The following is a 16,512-nucleotide window of genomic DNA, read 5'->3' on the forward strand; positions in this document are numbered from 1 at the left end:
TCGGGCAATCGACTGGCTGAGCGGGGGCTGCGCCATGCCGAGCCGCTGGGCGGCGCGACCCATGTGCAGTTCGTCGGCAACGGCGAGGAAATGGCGCAGGTGACGAAGTTCCATATCGTGACGATATCAAAGATCATCAGAGGCATCATGGATTCGGGCGTTTCCTCCACGCATTTTGCTCCGCACGAAGGCCGATGGAGGCATTATGAGCCACCTACCTTTCCTCGCATTCGCGGGCGCCATGCTGGTTGCAACCGGCGCGGCGTTCGCCGCGGAAACCGACGTCGTCAGGACGGATCGCTTGATCGGGCTTCCGTCCGGGGAGCATCTCTTCGTCCGGGAAGTGCGCGCCCCGGGCCCGCCGGCCGGAATCAATTCGGCCGTTCTTCTTGTTCACGGCGCGCGCGTTCCCGGCGTTGCTTCCTTTGATCTGCTGGTTCCGGGCGGTTCTCTTGCCGCCGATCTCGCGGCGGCGGGGCATCTCGTCTATCTCCTCGATCTACGCGGCTATGGGGCGTCGAGCCGGCCGGGCGCGATGGAGCGGAGCCCATCCGATGCGGCTCCCTTGATGCGAACCGAGGATGCCGTGGCCGATATCGCGGCCGTGGTGAACGCGATCCTCGCCTGGAGCGGCGACACGCAGGTCAGCATCATCGGCTGGGCAACCGGTGGCCATTGGGCGGGGGCATATGCGGCGAAGCACCCGCAGGCGGTCGGGCGGCTTGTCCTTTACAACACCCTCTATGGCGGCGCGCGCGAGCACGGAACGCTCGGCCACGGCTCCCCGCTCGAGGACCCGCGCGCGCCGGGAAGCTTCAACGCCGCCGCTTTCGGCGCCTACAGGCTGAACACGGGCGCGAGCCTCTTCCCGGCATGGGACAACTCCATTCCCGTCGCCGACAAGGCATCATGGCGGGACCCGCGTGTTGCGCAGGCCTACGCCGAGGCGGCACTGGCCTCCGATGCGACGGCGACGGCTCGCCAGCCACCAAGCTTCCGGGCGCCGAGCGGCGCGATGGCCGACAGCTTCGAGCTGGCGATCGGCAAACGGCAGTGGTCGGCAGCGGCACTCGCCATGCCGGTGCTGGTCGTCCGCTCCGGCCGGGATTTCTGGAGCCGTCCGCAGGACGCCCAGGCCATTGCCGAGGAGGCGCCGCACGCCGAACTCGCGACGATCCCCGAGGCCACGCATTTCGTGCATCTCGACCGCGACCATGCCGGCCGGGCGGCGTTTCTCACCACCGCGACGCGCTTTCTCGGATCATCGGCAATCCCGCCGCAGGGAGAATGAGCGCGATCGGCTCCGCGGCTCTCGGCGGTTTTCCCTGATCCGATGGTCGATGGCCGGCCGAGCCGAACCCAGCTCCCGGAACGCCGCCGAGTCCAATCGAGGGGCGCGCCGGCGGCAGCGCGATCGCCAGGTGGGCGGCCTTGCCCTCCAGCCGGTTCTGTAAACCGCGTTGGAGCGGGCCTCTTGATGACCGTGCAAAGGGGGCTCTGACTCATTTTTGATGGAGTTAAGGGCCTCGCTGGCAATGGTTCACATGGAGAACCAATGCCATGGGTCGGCATGGGCGGCTTTCAAAACTGGTGCCGCGCGGTTCTGTCGTTGATGAGGTGATCGACGAGGATGTCGGCATCCAGGTCTGCATCCGGGCAGCCAGCGCGACAAGTTGTTGTCCGGGACGCGGGGTTACCCCGACGCCCGTTCACAGCCGCTATTGCCGGCAACGGGCGGAGGCACGTCTCCTCATCCCAGCACAAGGTCTCACCACCAGATACGCGTCGGAGCTCTTATTCCACGCCGATTCATGGACGATCTCGTCAATGCGGATCTTCGGGCGAGAAAAGGCCGCCCGCTCAGGCGGCGGATATGTCGTTGCGGCTGCGCGAGGCGGCGTGCTTAATATGCTTTTCTTCTAGGATCGCGGGCTTCGGGACATGTTGAACAAGACGCCAGAAGGGCAGGCGGATGAGCGGGCTATAGCGTCTGGCGATGGCACTAAGATCTATGTGGACTTGACCACCACCTACCACCTGACAGGAAATCCCACCGGCATCGCGCGGGTGGAACAACGAGCGTTCCAGGCTCTCTTGGACCAATACAAAGAGCGTATAGTTCCTGTAACATGGGTGTCTAGCAAAGGTAAATATCTGAAGCTGCGACCGAATGATACGATATATCATCCGACAATTCGTGACGTTACCTCATTGTATGATGCCGGAGAGATTGAGGGACTTTCAGAAGCAACAATTCAACCTGGTAGCAATATTGTTGTTTTCGGTGGGGCGTGGATACGCAACAAGAGATACATAAATGATCTCGTCAGGCTCAAAAAGTCGACGGACTTGCGTCTAACTATACTTGTACACGACCTAATTCAGATGAAATTTTCCTACCTCTACCCTCCGGGGGCGGGTGATGAGTTTACCGCCAACGCCAGGCGAATAGTGGCGTTAGCCGACAATTTTCTCTGCTACTCGAAATCATCCAGGAATGATCTTGAGGCGCTGATGCGTGCTGAGGCGGTTATTCCGAAGCCCATATCCCTGTTCAAGATCGGTGACATGACCGATGGCATCAAAAGCCCTTCGAGTTTGGTGGATGGAAGCGCAATCACACAAAGCTTCAACGGAAAAAAGTTCTTTCTCTTTGTGAGTTCCATTGATCCGCGCAAGAATCACATCCTGCTCCTGAACGTTTGGCGCCGCCTCATTGAAATGCGCGGAAGTAGTGCTCCGCACCTTGTGCTTGTCGGCCGGCCGATTTGGAAGGCCGAGGACGTGCTCGCAATCGGCGAGGGCGACAAGACGCTATCCTCACACGTCCACTTCCTAACGGACGTTTGCGATGCTGACTTGCACTGGTTCTATAGCAACTGCGTTCTAACCCTCTATCCATCGATTTATGAGGGTTGGGGACTGCCGGTGTCGGAAAGCCTCGCATATGGGAAGCTGTGCATAACAGCGAATACATCAGCGACGGCCGAAATCGCTCCTAATCTTACGGACCTGCTGCACCCTCACGACTTCAAGGCATGGCTGGACCGTGTGTGCCACTACCTAGATGACCCTGAGGAGCTTGCCCGACGCGAACGCCGTATCAGGAGAAGCTACAAGCGTCATCCATGGGACCAATCCGTCCGCCAGATTGTCAGCGCGATCGACCCTCTGCCTCGTGTCGTCCGCGGGCACGACGTCCCCATTGTCGAGGCAGACCCGCCCAAGAAAGCGCCAGAGCCTAAGCCGCTGTCGGAAAATCTCCAGATTGCGCTAGCCCAAACACAGCCTCCGTCCCGGCTTCCACGTACCCGGCGGCTGTTTCGAATTTTGCGCTTCCTTCGTCTGGACAGGGTAATCATCAAAATTCACCGACAGCTCACATGGCAAACAAATGATAGTATCCGACGCGTGATCGAAGAGATCCACCGGATGCAACAGAAGTAGAACGTAAACGAGTTATGAATATCGCGACCGCCTCGCGCCGGCCCGCAATGGTGCGGCGAGTGGTGGTTGTGTGTCGACATCTACGTCCATGGTGGTGCGTCGCGAGCGGCGGCAATGGGAATGGCGACTATGCGAAATATGCTGGCGGCACCATGATCTGCTGGCGGACTATCTCAGGCGTTTCGCTCGCCGCGGCGTCGTCATCCGGCCCAACGAAGATACGAGATCGACGCTGCTTTTGTTCAGGTCCTTTCGCCCGAGCACAAGGATCCGGGCCTTTGTGAGAGACTGCAGATGGGCAATCGTCCCAGCGACGTAGGGGATGGAGTGACGCGCCCACAAATTGGAGATGACGACAGCAAGGCGGATTGGCCGTCGTTGCAGGCAGATCAATCCGCCACAGCCGACCTCGCCGCCCGGCTGGCGGTGCCGTTTGGCCCAGGAGCCGCCGCGCACGCGGCCTGTTTCACAATCATGGAAAGCGCGGCCCCGAATTTCAGAAGCGACCGGGGGGCACGGATGTTTGTGAATAAGCATGAATGGCGCGCGCCATGCGACCAGCTCCTTGGCGACATGGCGATGACAGGGGCCGCGTAAAGGTTCACCCCGCGCTTGACTCTTTCATGAAAATGAAAAACTCTGTCCCTGTTTCATATTAATGGGGCGGTGATGGCCGAGTGCTGCACTTCTGAACGGGTCCGGCCGACTGGCTCGGCCTTCCGGCTGGCGTTGATGCTCCCGGGAGCTGCCGTCGCGCTGGGGCTGATCCTTTTCGCTCTGGGTCTGCTCTGCATCCTCGCCTTCCGCTTCAATGACGGGTCACTGTTCGGCGCCGGCTTCACCTTCGGGAATTTCTGGATTCTCGCCACCGAGCCGCTCTACGGAATTGTCATCCTGCGCTCGCTGGCGATAGCCGGCCTGGTAACCGCCGCCACCGTCGTTACGGCCTATCCCGTGGCGTTCTACTTGTCGTTCCATTCCCGTTCGCGGGCGCTGATCCTGTTCCTGGTGACGCTACCGTTCTGGACGAGCTATCTGCTGCGGGTCTTCGCGTGGAAGATCGTGCTGGCCTATAATGGCGTGCTCAATTCCGGCCTTATCGCGGCCGGCATCTGGAGCGAGCCGTCGACCGCGCTGCTCAATACGCCCGCGGCGGTTGTGCTCACGCTGGCGCATGCCTATGCGCCCTTTGCCATCCTGCCGATCCTGGTGTCGCTCGACGCCATTCCGCGTTCGCTGATCGAGGCGGCGGCGGATCTGGGCGCCAAACCGTTCACCGTGTTCCGGCGGGTCATCCTACCGAACTCGATGCCGGGCGTGCTGGCCGGCGCCGTCGTCGTCTTCGTGCCGACCGTCGGCGACTATGTAACCCCGGCGCTGGTCGGTGGCCCCAGCAGCACCATGATCGGCAGCCTGATCCAGGCCCAGTTCGGCAAGGCGCAGGATTGGCCATTCGGCGCCGCCATCGCCCTTGTCGTCATGCTGGTGATCCTCGCCGTGATCCTCGTCGTCCGCCGGGTCGACCGCCGTTTCGGGAGCCGCGCGTGAGCCAGGACACCCTACTTTCCGGACCCGGTCGGCCGCGCTGGCTCGGCATCTATATCGTCGGCTATCTCATCTTCCTCTATCTGCCGATCGTGCTGATTCCGCTGTTCTCGTTCAACGATTCCGTGCAGGCGGCGTTTCCGCTGAAGGGCTTCACACTCGACTGGTATCGCGGCCTTGCCGGCAACGAGGCGCTGCGGGCCGCGCTTTTCACCAGCATCGGCGTCGGCGTGAGCGCGGCATTGCTGGCCACGCTGTGCGGCATGACCATCGCCTATGCGGAACTGACCGTGGGGTCACGGCTGTCCCGGGTGATCGCGGGACTCGCGCGGATGCCGATCCTCATCCCGGGCGTGGTGATTGGCATTGCTTTGCTTATCGCGGTCAATCTGATGGGCTTGGGGCCGTCGCGGCTGGCGATCGTGCTGGGTCATGTCCTGGTTGCGCTGCCCACCACCGTCATCATCATCCGCGGCAGCCTTGCCGCCGTGCCGCGCAGCATTCCCGAAGTGGCGCAGGATCTGGGGGCGAGCGACGCCGTCGTGTTCCGCCGCATCATGCTGCCGCTGGCGCTGCCGGCGGCCGTCTCCGCCTTCATGCTGGCCTTCCTGACCAGCTTCGACGAATTCATCGTCGCCTTTTTCCTGGCGGGCACACAACCGACCCTGCCGCTCTACATCTGGAGCCAGCTCCGTTTTCCGAAATCCCTGCCGACGGTCATGGCGCTCGGCACTGCGATCCTCGTGACCTCGATCGTCATTGCCGGCGCCGCCGAACTGCTGCGTCGGCGCGGCCTACGACGCCTGCCAAACTGAACCCTTCCAGAAGGACGCCACAGAGCGTCGACCAAAGGAGAACCGACATGTCCCAGACACCGCCGAGAACGATCCTCTCGAGCCTCCTTGCCGCCACCCTTGCCTGCGCGACGGCACTGTCGCCGCTCGCTGCCACGGCGGGCGACAAGCTGACCTACTTCACCTGGTCCGGCTACGAGCTGCCCGAATTCGACGCCGCCTTCCTCAAGGCTCACGCCGACGGCGTCGACACCTCGACCTTCGGCGACGACGACGATGCCTTCACCAAGGTCAAGGCCGGCTTCCGGCCGGATCTGGCGCATCCCTGCTACGACAAGGTCGCGCGCTGGAGCAGGGAAGGGCTCATCGAGCCGATCGAAATCGCCAAGATCAAGAACTGGGACAAGATCTTCCCGGTGTTCCGCGACCTGCCGGACCTCCAGGCCGGACCGGGAAAAGTGTGGATGGTGCCGTGGGACTGGGGCAACACCTCGATCCTCTACCGCACCGATCTGGTGAAGGATCCGCAGACCAGCTGGAACCTGTTGTGGGACAAGGCCTATAGCGGGCGCCTTGCCACTATTGACGCGGTACACGACACCCCGCTCGTCGCCGCCCTGCTGGCCGGTGTGAGCCCCTTCGACATGACGCCGGCCGAGATGGACAAGGTGGCGGAGAAGCTGCGCGAGCAGCGTCCCCTGCTGTCGAACTACACCACCGACATGACCTCGGTGGAGCAGGCGCTGGCCAGCGGGCAGCTCGTTGCCGCGATGACGTGGAATGCCTCGGCGGTGGCGCTGCGCAAGCAGAATGTGCCGGTGACGTTCATGAAGCCGAAGGAAGGCATGCTCACCTGGGCCTGCGGCTTCGTGATGCTCAAGGGGACGCCGCACGCGGACCTCGCCTACGACTTCATCAACAGCCGGCTGGAGGCCGGCTCCGGTCAGAAGCTGATCGAGGACTATGGCTACGGGGCGTCCACCACGAGCGCCTTCGACGCCGTGCCGAAGGAAACGCTGGAGAGCCTGGAGCTTCCCGCCGACCCGAATGTCGCGCTGAAGACCACGATCTTCACCGGACCGATGAAACAGGCCGATGACCTCGCCAAGATGTTCGAGAAGGTGAAGGCTGGCGGCTGATGTCGCCTTATCGCCCCCGGCGGCAGTCGCTGCCGGGGGCGAACATCACGGACAGGGACCGACGGATGAGTGACGCTGCAGATGTGACCGACAAGGCCGGCCGGGATGCCGGCGAAGCCGATATCCGCGTGGGGCGGCGCGTGCGCGCGCTGCGGCTTGCCCGTAATCTCTCGCTCGCCGAACTGGCCGCCAGGGCCGGTATTTCCATCGGTGCGCTCAGCCAGATCGAACGCGGCATGACCTCCCTGCGGGTGCGGGTGATCTGGCCGCTGGCCGCGGCACTCGACGTCGAGCCTTCGGCGTTGATCGTCGCCGACGACGAGGCCGAGAACGATCTCTACTGCGTGCGTTCCGGCAAACGGCGCCCGCTCCCCGTTCAGTCGGAGGGGATCACCAAGGATTTGCTGTCACCTCCCGGCGCCGTGTTGACCGGGATGATGGTGATCGTCGAACCCGGTGGGGGAACGGATGCCTATTCCCATTCCGGCCATGAGTTCGGATTCATTACCGAAGGCGAAATCGAGCTGACGGTGGATTCGACGCGCTATGTGCTGCGCGCCGGCGACAGCTTCGCCTTCAAGAGCACGCTGTTGCACGCCTTCAGGAATACGAAAGACGAGCGGTGCGGCATCGTCTGGGTCAATAGTCAAAGGGCAAAGGAGCCGCGCGATGGCGAATGACGCACTGCTGCGGCTGGAACGGGTCAGCAAGCGCTTTGTCGGCGGCGCCGTCGGGATCGACGACATCAGCCTGGACATCGCCGAGGGCGAGTTCCTCAGCCTGCTGGGCCCGTCCGGCTGCGGCAAGACGACCACGCTGCGCGTCATCGCCGGCTTCGAGAGCCCGACCGCCGGCCGGCTGCTGATCGACGGCCGCGACATTACCGCGCTTCGCCCCTTCGCCCGGCCGGTCAACACCGTGTTTCAGGACTACGCGCTGTTTCCGCATATGAACGTGTCCGAGAACGTCGACTTCGGCCTGTCGCTGCGCGCCATGGCGGGCGCCGAGCGGAAGCGGCGGGTGGGCGATGCGCTCGCCCGGGTCGGCCTGTCGGACAAGGCCGGGCAGCGTGTGCAGGCGCTGTCGGGCGGGCAGAAGCAGCGCGTCGCCCTGGCGCGCGCACTGGTCTGCGAGCCGCGGCTGCTGCTTCTCGACGAACCGCTGTCCGCACTCGACGCCAATCTGCGCGAACAGATGCAGCTCGAACTGAAACGGTTGCAGCGCGATCTCGGAACCACCTTCGTGATGGTTACCCATGACCAGACCGAGGCCCTGTCGATCTCCGATCGCATCGTGGTGATGAATCGCGGCCGCATCGAGCAGGTCGCATCGCCGGCCATGCTCTACGACCGTCCTTCCACCCGCTTCGTCGCCGGCTTCATCGGCGCGATGAACCTGCTGCCGGCACGGATCGCGGGAGAGGACGCCGCCGCTACGACCGTCGCCGCCGGGGGGATGACCTTTCAGGTGGCTTCCGGCGCAGGCATGCCCGCGCCGGCGGCTGCGGAAATCGTCGTCGGCATCCGGCCGGAGGATGTGGTGCTCGCGGCCGAACAGGGGCCCGCCGGCTCCGCGACCGGCGTCGTCGAGGGCACCTCTTTCCACGGGCGCAGCCTGCGCGTCCATCTGCGCCTCGCCGGCGGCTCGGACCTCATGGCCGACGTCGCCCGCGGCACGCTGCCGCCATCGGTCGGCCAGGGCGACCGCCTGTCCGTCTCGGTACGCACCGGAGCGGCGTGCGCCTTGCTGCCGGCCGCCGATTGACCATGCGCCGCTCGCCGTGCACCGAGGGACACCGCTCCATGGACCATCTCCGGCGTGTCGTCATCGAGGGGAGGCGGGCGGATGCGCTCGAGTCCCGCCTGCTCGCGTCGGCCGTGGTCTTCCATCGCGCCGTCCTGCGCCACCGCGCCCTTGCGCAGCTTCAGCCGGAGATGTCCTGAGATGAGCCCGGATGCCCCGAACGCGGCCAATCGTGCCGGCCGTCCCGAGGATGCCGCCACCGTCTATGCCCTCACCGCCGGGGCCGAACCTCCGGCCCCGGCGCTGCGGGGCGACTGGCGGGGCGATGTCGCGGTGGTGGGCGGGGGCATCACCGGGCTGTCGACGGCCTATCACCTTGCCAGAGCGGGCGTGAGCGTTGCGCTGGTGGACGCCAACAGCTTCGGCTGGGGCGCCTCCGGTCGCAACGGTGGACAGGTCAATCCGGGGCTGAAGCACGAGCCGGCCGACATCGAGAAGGCGTTCGGGCCGGAATTCGGTGCCCGCATGATCGCCTTTTCCGGTTCCGCCCCGGACAAGGTGTTCCGGCTGGTGAGCGAGGCCGGCATCGCCTGCGAGGCGCGGCGGACAGGCACCATCCGCGCGGCGTTCAGCTCGGGTTCGGTGGCGTTTCTCGAACGGGCGAGTGCCGATCTCCAGCGGCGCGGCGCGCCGGTGGAATGGCTGGACCGCGAGGCCGTCGCCCGCGCCACGGGCACCGATCGCTACGTTGCCGCCGCCCTCGACCGACGCGGGGGCTCGCTTAATCCCCTCGCATACAGCCGCGGGCTCGCTGACGCCGCCACGGCCGCGGGTGCGCGGTTGTTCGCGCACACGCCGGTGAGCGGACTGACGCGCGACGCCGACGGGTGGACGCTGACCGGCACGCATGGCCGGCTGCGCGCGGGGCGGGTGATCCTCGCCAGCAATGGCTATACGGACGATCTGTTCCCGGGGTTGAGGCGCTCGGTCGTGCCGGTCTATGGCGGCATCATTGCCTCCGCTCCGTTGCCGGCGGCGATGGCGGAGCGGATCCTGCCTGGTCGGCATGTGCTCTACGAGCACGAATCCATCACCGTCTATTACCGGCTCGACGCCGCCGGCCGGCTGCTGATGGGCGGGCGCAGCCGTTTGCGGCCGCTGCACGGTCCCGATCGCTTCCCCGATCTCAAGCGCTACACCCGGCGGCTGTGGCCTTTCCTCGGCGACATGGAATGGACGCATGGCTGGAACGGCCAGCTCGCCATCACCGTCGATCACTACCCCAATCTCACCAGCCCGGCCCCCGGCCTCATGGCCTGCATCGGCTATAATGGCCGGGGCGTCGCCATGGCGACGGCGATCGGCGGCGAGCTGTCCCGCTGGGCGACCGGCACGGACGCGCATGCGCTCGACATGCCGGTCCGACCCTTCAAGACCTTTCCGTTTCACCGCTTCTGGCCGATCGGCGCGGCCATCCGCATTGCCTATGGCCGCGCGCGCAACGCGCTGAGCATCTGACCCCTGTTTTCCTCGCGATGAGAGACGAGCCCTCATGAGCCCCAACACTCAAAAGTTCTACATCGACGGCGCCTTCGTCGACCCGGTCGAAACCCGGCCGCTCGGCGTGATCGACCCGGCGACCGAACAGGTATTCGCCACCATCTCGCTGGGCACCCAGGCCGATGTCGACCGCGCAGTGGCGGCGGCGCGGGCGGCGTTCGCCAGCTTCCAGTTCACCTCCAAGGAGGAGCGTCTCGCGCTTCTCGAGCGCCTGCTGGACGTCTATGAACGCCGCTACGAGGACGTCGCCCAGGCAATCAGCCGCGAGATGGGCTCGCCCATCGCCCGCGCCCGCGACTCGCAGGCCTATGCCGGCCTGGGACACCTCAAGGCCACCATCGAGGCCTTCCGGCGGTTCGAGTTCGACGAAACCCGCGGCACCACCCGCGTCACCCACGAACCGATCGGCGTCGTCGGGCTCATTACCCCGTGGAACTGGCCGCTCAACCAGATCATGTGCAAGGTGGCGCCCGCCATCGCCGCCGGCTGCACGATGGTGCTGAAGCCCTCCGAGATCGCCCCGATCTCCGGCATGGTCTTCGCCGAGATCGTCCACGAGGCCGGGCTCCCGAAGGGCGTGTTCAACCTCGTCAACGGCACCGGGCCGGACGTCGGTGCCGCGCTCGCCTCGCATCCCGACATCGACATGGTGTCGTTTACCGGCTCGACCCGCGCCGGCGTCGACGTCGCACGCAACGCCGCGGCGACCGTGAAGCGCGTGGCGCAGGAACTGGGCGGCAAGTCGGCCAACATCGTGCTGCCGGATGCCGATCTCGAAGCGGCGGTGTCGAAGGGCGTGGACGCCTGCTTCTCCAACACCGGCCAGTCCTGCGACGCGCCGACCCGCATGCTGGTGCCGGCCGAACGCCACGCGGAGGCGCTCGCCATCGCCCGCCGCGCGGCCGAGGCGGTCCGCGTCGGCTCGCCCACCGACACGGATACGCAGATCGGCCCGCTGGTCAGCGACGTGCAGTTCGCCAAGGTGCAGGCGCTGATCCAGGCCGGCATCGACGAGGGCGCAACTCTCGTGATCGGCGGCACCGGCAAGCCCGAGGGGCTGGAGACCGGCTATTATGTGAAGCCGACGGTGTTTGGCGACGTGAAGCCCGGCATGCGCATCGAGCGCGAGGAGATCTTCGGGCCGGTCTTGGCGATCATCCCCTATGAAACGGTCGAGCGGGCCATCGCCATCGCCAATGACACGCCCTACGGCCTCGCCGCCTATGTCCAGGGTGCCGACATGGCCGAGGCCCGCGGCGTCGCGGGACGGCTGCGCGCCGGCTCGGTCTATCTGAACTATCCCGACTGGGACCTGTTCGCGCCCTTCGGCGGCTACAAGCAGTCCGGCAACGGGCGCGAATATGCCGATTTCGGCCTGCGCGACTTCCTGGAGATCAAGGGGATCGTCGGCTACGGCGACTGATGGCAATTTCCACGATAGTCGGCAGCAGGCCATATCTCGGAGTGGAAACGTTAATCAGCCGACAGGGAGGCCGCCGCTTGTCGTCCGGTCAAGGCGTGACCTGACGGCAGCGGTGCGGGCGCCGCGCATGATTTTCGCGCGGCCGACCCATTGAAGTTCTGTTTGGTTTCACTTAACGTTTGTTAAGTCGTGCCGAACGAAGGACGAGATGGACCACTCGATGCGCCCCGTTCCCGATGAGACCGACACGCTTCGCCTGGTGGCGGAGCGGCTGCGGCGGGCCAATGGTCTGTCGCTGCGCCAGCTGGCGGAGGCGACGGGCACGTCGGCGAGTTTTCTCAGCCAGCTGGAGCGCGGGCTCACGGGGGCCAGCGCCTCGACGCTGATCCGCATCGCCAACTGCTTCGGCACCAGCATTTCCGAACTGTTCTCGACGCCGGAGATCACCCGCGATCCGGTTCTGCGCCGCGCACAACGCCCGGCGCTGCCGGTGGCGGACGGCCAGCGCAAGATGCTGCTGTCGCGCCGCCCGCTGACCCATTTCGAAACCTATGTCTCGGAATTCGATGTCGGCGGCTCGACCGGCCCCGAGCAATACACCCATGGCGACTCGCACGAGATGTTCATCGTGCTGAGGGGGTCCGTGCGGCTGGAGCTGGGCCCCGTTCACCATGAAATGCATGCGGGCGACAGCGTCGAATATGCGTCCTCGGTCCCGCACCGGGTCGCGAACATCGGAGAGGTGCCGGCCGAGGTGCTGTTCATCATCTCGCCGCCCACCTCGACGGCAACTTACCTCGATACCTACCGTTCGAAAGGAGGGTAGCGCAGGCAAGCTGCGGGACGGGCGCTGTCCCCCCGTGGCGAGCGGAATTCACAAGTCAAAAACATAAGCCCCAGAGGCATAATCCAGAGGAGAGAAAGATGAAGCGGAGCACATTCACCGGCATCGCCACGCTCGCTGCCGTCGGCATGGCGCTGGCCGGCGCGGCACGGGCCGAAAGCCCGGTCGCCGGCGCGGTCGCCGAAGGCTCGCTCAAGGACAAGACGCTGACCTTCGTGTCCTATGGCGGCGTCTATCAGGACGGCCAGATCAAGGCGCTGGAGGATTTCGTCAAGAAGTCCGGCGTCACTCTTCTGTCGGACGGGCCGACCGAGAACGCCAAGATTCAGGCGCAGGTTGAGTCGAAGAACGTCTCATGGGACGTGGTGGATACTGGCGACTACACGCCCTTCGTCCATTGTGGCACGCTGTTCCAGAAGCTGGATGTCAGCAAGATCGACACCTCCAAGATCCCGCCCGGCCAGGTGGGTCCGTGCAGCGTCCCGGCGATGAACTATGCCGTCATGTTCCTGTATAACAAGGACAAGTACGGCAACAATCCGCCCAAGAGCTGGGCTGATTTCTTCGATGTCGAGAAGTTTCCCGGCTCACGCGGCATTCCCGGCTATGCCGATGCCGAAGGCTACATGGTGGAGCTCGGCCTGCTCGCTGATGGTGTGCCGAAGGACAAGCTGTTTCCCGCCGACATCGACCGCGGCCTGAACAAGTGGCGCTCGATCCGCGCGAATCTGGTGCCGTGGACGACCGGCGCCGAAAGCCAGCAGATGATGGAGTCGGGCGAGGCCGACATGGTCATGGTCTGGTCGGGCCGCGGCAAGGCGGCGCTGGCGAACGGGGCGAAATACGCGCCGGTCTGGAAGGACTGGATTGTCGTCAAGGACCAGATCGCCATCCCGGTCGGCGTGAAGGACACGGATGCCGCCTACGCGCTGATCAATGCCTATCTGGGCAAGCACGCGCAGGAAGTGATGGCCGAGACGACCTCGTACTCCCCGATCAACATTGATGCCAAGCCCAAGGTTGACGAACTGACGGCCTCGTTCATGACCAACACGCCGGAAAAGCAGGCGATGGCCTACAACCAGAACGTCGACTACTGGGTCAAGAACTACGACGCGCTCAGCGCAAAATGGGCGGAGTTCATCGCCGGGAACTGATTTGGCGGTTGCAGCGGGCGGGGCGGCTTTGTCGCCCCGCTCCACCGCGCAGTGCGCCCGCAACGCTGCGCTCCGGGTCCGCGAGGGGGGGCTGAACCATGTCTGTGCTGACCGGCCGCGCCCGGCGCGGGGCGTTCCTGCTGACACTGCCGGCCATCGCGGTGCTGCTCCTGGTGATGGCGGTGCCGTTCGGCGTCATCGTGCTGCGCAGCTTTGCCGAGCCTGAGCCGGGGCTGGCGAATTATGTGTGGTTCTTTCAAACGCCGGTGAACCTCACCGTGCTGGCGCGCACCTTCACCATCGCCTTCTGGGTGACGGCGTGCTGTGTGCTGGTGGCCTATCCCTATGCCTTCGCCATGTCGGTGGCGGGGCCGCGCGTGCGGCTGGCGTTGGTGATGTGCGTGCTGGTGCCCTTCTGGGTGTCGGGGGTGGTGCGCACGCTGGCCTGGGTGATCCTGCTGCAGGATTCCGGCGTCATCAACCGCATCCTGCTCGCGCTAGGTTTCGAGAAGGTGCGGCTGATCCGCACCCAGCTCGGCGTCACCATCGGCATGACCCAGGTGCTGCTGCCCTTCATGATCATGCCGCTTTATGCGGTGATGCGCGGCATCGATCTGCGGCTGCTGCAGGCCGCGCGCAGCCTCGGGGCGCATCCGGTGAAGACCTTCTTCCAGATTTATCTGCCGCTGTCGCTGCCCGGCGTGTTCGCCGGGGCGACCATCGTGTTCATCCTGTCGCTCGGCTTCTACATCACGCCGCTACTGCTGGGCGGGCCGCAATCGACCATGCTCTCCACCCTGATCCAGCAGCAGGTACTGTCGCTGCTGAGCTGGGGACGCGGCGGCGCCATGGGCGTGGTGCTGCTGGTGGCGACCTTCGGCGTGCTGGCGCTGGCGGGCCCCTTCATGCGGCGCAAATACCAGATCAGCGGAGGCAGCCGATGACAGGCTTCCGTCCCGGCCGGCTGCTGCTGCAGCTCACCTGCCTGCTGATCGCCATCTGGCTGGTGGCGCCGACGCTGGTGGTGATCCCGATGTCCTTCGCGGACCGGAAGTCGCTGGCCTTCCCGCCGCGGGGCTTCTCCACCCAGTGGTACGAGAACTTCTTTTCCAATCCGCAGTGGTTTGGCAGCCTGATCGTCTCGGTGAAGATCGCGGCGATGGTGGCGGTCGTGGCCACCGTCATCGGCACCATGGCGGCCATCGGCATCGAGCGGCTGAAGACCCGGGCCGGCGGCGTCATCCGCGTGGTCCTGCTCACCCCGATGATCGTGCCCGGCGTGGTGCTGGCGGTGGGCATCTATGCCGTTTATCTCGACACGCGGCTGGTCGGCACATGGACCGGCTATGTGCTGGCGCACACGCTGCTCGCCATCCCCTTCGTGGTGATCGCGGTGGGGGCCAACCTCGCCGTGTTCGATGCGCGGCTGGAGACGGCGGCAGCGAGTCTGGGCGCCACGCGGCTCACCACCTTCTTCACCGTCACCCTGCCGCTCATCCTGCCGGGCATCCTGTCGGGAGCGCTGTTCGCCTTCGTCACCTCCTTCGACGAGGTGATCGTGTCCCTGTTCATCACGAGCCCGCAGCTCAAGACGCTGCCGGTGCAGATCTTCTCCTCCATGACCCGCGATGCCGACCCCACCGTGGCGGCGGTGGGGTCGCTCATCTTCCTGGCGACCACGCTGATCATCGGGCTGGGGCTCATCTTCGGACTGCGGAGGCGCGGGGCATGACCGCTGTGAGCAACGTGGCGGCCTGCAAAGGTGCGGCCATCGACATTGACGGCATCAGCAAATTCTATGGCAGCTTCACCGCGCTGGACGATGTGAGCCTGCGGGTGGAGCCGGGCGAGTTCATGTCGTTTCTCGGACCTTCCGGCTCGGGCAAGACCACGACGCTCAACCTGATTGCCGGCTTCACCGATCTCAGCCGCGGCGACATCCGGCTGGGCGAGCGCGCCATCGGCCATGTGCCGGCGCACAAGCGCAATATCGGCGTGGTATTTCAGCATTACGCGCTGTTCCCGCATATGAGCGTGGCGCAGAACGTCGCCTATCCGCTCAAGCAGCGCCGCGTCGGCAAGGCCGAGCAGGCCCGCGCGGTGGAGGAGGCGCTGCGCAAGGTGCAGCTGGAGCGTTTCGCCCATCGCTACCCTTCCGAGCTGTCGGGCGGCCAGCAGCAGCGAGTGGCCCTGGCGCGGGCGATGGTGTTCAACCCCTCGCTGCTGCTGATGGACGAGCCGCTCGGCGCTCTCGACAAGAAGCTGCGCGAGGTGCTGCAGCTCGAGATCAAGCGCATCCACCGCGAGCTCGGCTCCATCTTCGTCTATGTCACCCACGACCAGGAGGAGGCGCTGGTGCTCTCCGACCGGATCGCGGTGTTCAACAGGGGGCGGATTGAGCAGGTCGGCACCGGGCAGGAGCTCTACACCGCGCCGCAGACCCTGTTCGTCGGCCAGTTCATCGGCGAGAGCTCGGTGCTGCGCGGCCCGCACCGCTCGGCCGGCAGCGAGACGGCGCTGGCCGTCGCCGGCGCGACCCTCGCCGCACCGGGCGCGGCAAAGGGGGAGGGCGCGCAGGTCATCCTCTTGCGGCCCGAGGCCGTGATGGTGCAGGCGCCCGGCACCGGCCCGCAGGAGGGGCGCACCAACCTCCTCTCAGGCATGGTGCGCGAGATGCTCTATCTCGGCTCGGCGATGAAATACGAGGTGACGCTGGCCGATGGCAGCCACGTCACCGCCCGAACCCCCACGCAGGGCGCGCCCTTCGCTCTCGGCAGCACGGTCGAGCTGGCGTGGCGACCGCAGGACAGCGTGCTCTTGGCAGACGACGGATCGACCGCCGGTCATTGAAGGAACGATG

General features: G+C 65.3%; 16 protein-coding genes (1 of these 16 cut by a window edge). 15 read left to right on the forward strand and 1 reads right to left on the reverse strand.

The window, feature by feature from the left end:
- Positions 1–114 carry the 5' portion of a LysR family transcriptional regulator gene (locus AC1PZ7_RS05810; protein WP_482358550.1) on the reverse strand. The gene continues 774 nt to the left of window position 1, outside the view, so the window shows 114 of its 888 coding nt (coding positions 1–114); its start codon is at positions 112–114; the stop codon falls past the left edge of the window.
- Positions 115–205: 91 nt separating this feature from the next.
- On the opposite strand from AC1PZ7_RS05810, the gene AC1PZ7_RS05815 reads away from it, so the two are divergent.
- The 15 genes from AC1PZ7_RS05815 (at position 206) to AC1PZ7_RS05885 (ending at position 16,502) form a co-directional block, all read left to right on the forward strand.
- Positions 206–1,291 carry an alpha/beta fold hydrolase gene (locus tag AC1PZ7_RS05815; protein ID WP_482358551.1) on the forward strand — a complete coding sequence of 362 codons (1,086 nt, stop codon included), beginning with the start codon at positions 206–208 and terminating at the stop codon, positions 1,289–1,291.
- 650 nt (positions 1,292–1,941) lie between these two features.
- Positions 1,942–3,447: a glycosyltransferase family 4 protein gene (locus AC1PZ7_RS05820; protein WP_482358552.1), complete on the forward strand. Its 1,506-nt coding sequence runs from the start codon at positions 1,942–1,944 to the stop codon at positions 3,445–3,447.
- A gap of 669 nt (positions 3,448–4,116) precedes the next feature.
- Complete coding sequence (locus AC1PZ7_RS05825) at positions 4,117–4,995, forward strand: ABC transporter permease (RefSeq protein WP_482358553.1); 879 nt, start codon at positions 4,117–4,119, stop codon at positions 4,993–4,995.
- Positions 4,992–5,807 carry an ABC transporter permease gene (locus tag AC1PZ7_RS05830; protein WP_482358554.1) on the forward strand — a complete coding sequence of 272 codons (816 nt, stop codon included), beginning with the start codon at positions 4,992–4,994 and terminating at the stop codon, positions 5,805–5,807. Before AC1PZ7_RS05825 ends, AC1PZ7_RS05830 begins: the two co-directional genes overlap by 4 nt.
- A 47-nt stretch (positions 5,808–5,854) precedes the next feature.
- The gene (locus tag AC1PZ7_RS05835; protein WP_482358555.1) at positions 5,855–6,925 is read left to right on the forward strand and encodes an ABC transporter substrate-binding protein; all 1,071 of its coding nucleotides are present in this window, start codon (positions 5,855–5,857) and stop codon (positions 6,923–6,925) included.
- Between the two features lie 65 nt (positions 6,926–6,990).
- Positions 6,991–7,605: a helix-turn-helix domain-containing protein gene (locus AC1PZ7_RS05840; RefSeq protein WP_482358556.1), complete on the forward strand. Its 615-nt coding sequence runs from the start codon at positions 6,991–6,993 to the stop codon at positions 7,603–7,605.
- Positions 7,595–8,689: an ABC transporter ATP-binding protein gene (locus AC1PZ7_RS05845; RefSeq protein ID WP_482358557.1), complete on the forward strand. Its 1,095-nt coding sequence runs from the start codon at positions 7,595–7,597 to the stop codon at positions 8,687–8,689. The genes AC1PZ7_RS05840 and AC1PZ7_RS05845 overlap by 11 nt, the downstream gene beginning before the upstream one ends.
- Before the next feature lie 38 nt (positions 8,690–8,727).
- Entirely contained in the window at positions 8,728–8,868 is a 141-nt protein-coding gene (locus tag AC1PZ7_RS05850; protein WP_482358558.1) for a hypothetical protein, read from the forward strand.
- Position 8,869: 1 nt separating this feature from the next.
- Entirely contained in the window at positions 8,870–10,186 is a 1,317-nt protein-coding gene (locus AC1PZ7_RS05855; RefSeq protein ID WP_482358559.1) for an NAD(P)/FAD-dependent oxidoreductase, read from the forward strand.
- A 34-nt stretch (positions 10,187–10,220) separates the two neighbouring features.
- The gene (locus AC1PZ7_RS05860; RefSeq protein ID WP_482358560.1) at positions 10,221–11,651 is read left to right on the forward strand and encodes an aldehyde dehydrogenase family protein; all 1,431 of its coding nucleotides are present in this window, start codon (positions 10,221–10,223) and stop codon (positions 11,649–11,651) included.
- Between the two features lie 208 nt (positions 11,652–11,859).
- The gene (locus tag AC1PZ7_RS05865; RefSeq protein ID WP_482358561.1) at positions 11,860–12,477 is read left to right on the forward strand and encodes a helix-turn-helix domain-containing protein; all 618 of its coding nucleotides are present in this window, start codon (positions 11,860–11,862) and stop codon (positions 12,475–12,477) included.
- Positions 12,478–12,575: 98 nt separating this feature from the next.
- Positions 12,576–13,652 carry an extracellular solute-binding protein gene (locus AC1PZ7_RS05870; protein WP_482358562.1) on the forward strand — a complete coding sequence of 359 codons (1,077 nt, stop codon included), beginning with the start codon at positions 12,576–12,578 and terminating at the stop codon, positions 13,650–13,652.
- Positions 13,653–13,750: 98 nt separating this feature from the next.
- Positions 13,751–14,596 (forward strand): ABC transporter permease, encoded by an 846-nt coding sequence (locus AC1PZ7_RS05875; protein ID WP_482358563.1) that lies wholly within the window; start codon positions 13,751–13,753, stop codon positions 14,594–14,596.
- Positions 14,593–15,384 carry an ABC transporter permease gene (locus tag AC1PZ7_RS05880; RefSeq protein ID WP_482358564.1) on the forward strand — a complete coding sequence of 264 codons (792 nt, stop codon included), beginning with the start codon at positions 14,593–14,595 and terminating at the stop codon, positions 15,382–15,384. The genes AC1PZ7_RS05875 and AC1PZ7_RS05880 overlap by 4 nt, the downstream gene beginning before the upstream one ends.
- Positions 15,381–16,502, forward strand: coding sequence for an ABC transporter ATP-binding protein (locus tag AC1PZ7_RS05885; protein WP_482358565.1), 1,122 nt, complete (start codon positions 15,381–15,383; stop codon positions 16,500–16,502). The genes AC1PZ7_RS05880 and AC1PZ7_RS05885 overlap by 4 nt, the downstream gene beginning before the upstream one ends.
- Positions 16,503–16,512 lie beyond the last annotated feature (10 nt).

The organism is Ancylobacter sp. TW_SC_1 (assembly GCF_056836805.1).

Bases quoted from the DNA above. Each gene is read 5' to 3' on its own strand.
- AC1PZ7_RS05815 (WP_482358551.1), top strand. From the start codon at position 206: ATGAGCCACCTACCTTTCCTCGCATTCGCGGGCGCCATGCTGGTTGCA.
- AC1PZ7_RS05820 (WP_482358552.1), top strand. From the start codon at position 1,942: ATGTTGAACAAGACGCCAGAAGGGCAGGCGGATGAGCGGGCTATAGCG.
- AC1PZ7_RS05825 (WP_482358553.1), top strand. From the start codon at position 4,117: ATGGCCGAGTGCTGCACTTCTGAACGGGTCCGGCCGACTGGCTCGGCC.
- AC1PZ7_RS05835 (WP_482358555.1), top strand. From the start codon at position 5,855: ATGTCCCAGACACCGCCGAGAACGATCCTCTCGAGCCTCCTTGCCGCC.
- AC1PZ7_RS05840 (WP_482358556.1), top strand. From the start codon at position 6,991: ATGAGTGACGCTGCAGATGTGACCGACAAGGCCGGCCGGGATGCCGGC.
- AC1PZ7_RS05845 (WP_482358557.1), top strand. From the start codon at position 7,595: ATGGCGAATGACGCACTGCTGCGGCTGGAACGGGTCAGCAAGCGCTTT.
- AC1PZ7_RS05850 (WP_482358558.1), top strand. From the start codon at position 8,728: ATGGACCATCTCCGGCGTGTCGTCATCGAGGGGAGGCGGGCGGATGCG.
- AC1PZ7_RS05855 (WP_482358559.1), top strand. From the start codon at position 8,870: ATGAGCCCGGATGCCCCGAACGCGGCCAATCGTGCCGGCCGTCCCGAG.
- AC1PZ7_RS05860 (WP_482358560.1), top strand. From the start codon at position 10,221: ATGAGCCCCAACACTCAAAAGTTCTACATCGACGGCGCCTTCGTCGAC.
- AC1PZ7_RS05865 (WP_482358561.1), top strand. From the start codon at position 11,860: ATGGACCACTCGATGCGCCCCGTTCCCGATGAGACCGACACGCTTCGC.
- AC1PZ7_RS05870 (WP_482358562.1), top strand. From the start codon at position 12,576: ATGAAGCGGAGCACATTCACCGGCATCGCCACGCTCGCTGCCGTCGGC.
- AC1PZ7_RS05875 (WP_482358563.1), top strand. From the start codon at position 13,751: ATGTCTGTGCTGACCGGCCGCGCCCGGCGCGGGGCGTTCCTGCTGACA.
- AC1PZ7_RS05880 (WP_482358564.1), top strand. From the start codon at position 14,593: ATGACAGGCTTCCGTCCCGGCCGGCTGCTGCTGCAGCTCACCTGCCTG.
- AC1PZ7_RS05885 (WP_482358565.1), top strand. From the start codon at position 15,381: ATGACCGCTGTGAGCAACGTGGCGGCCTGCAAAGGTGCGGCCATCGAC.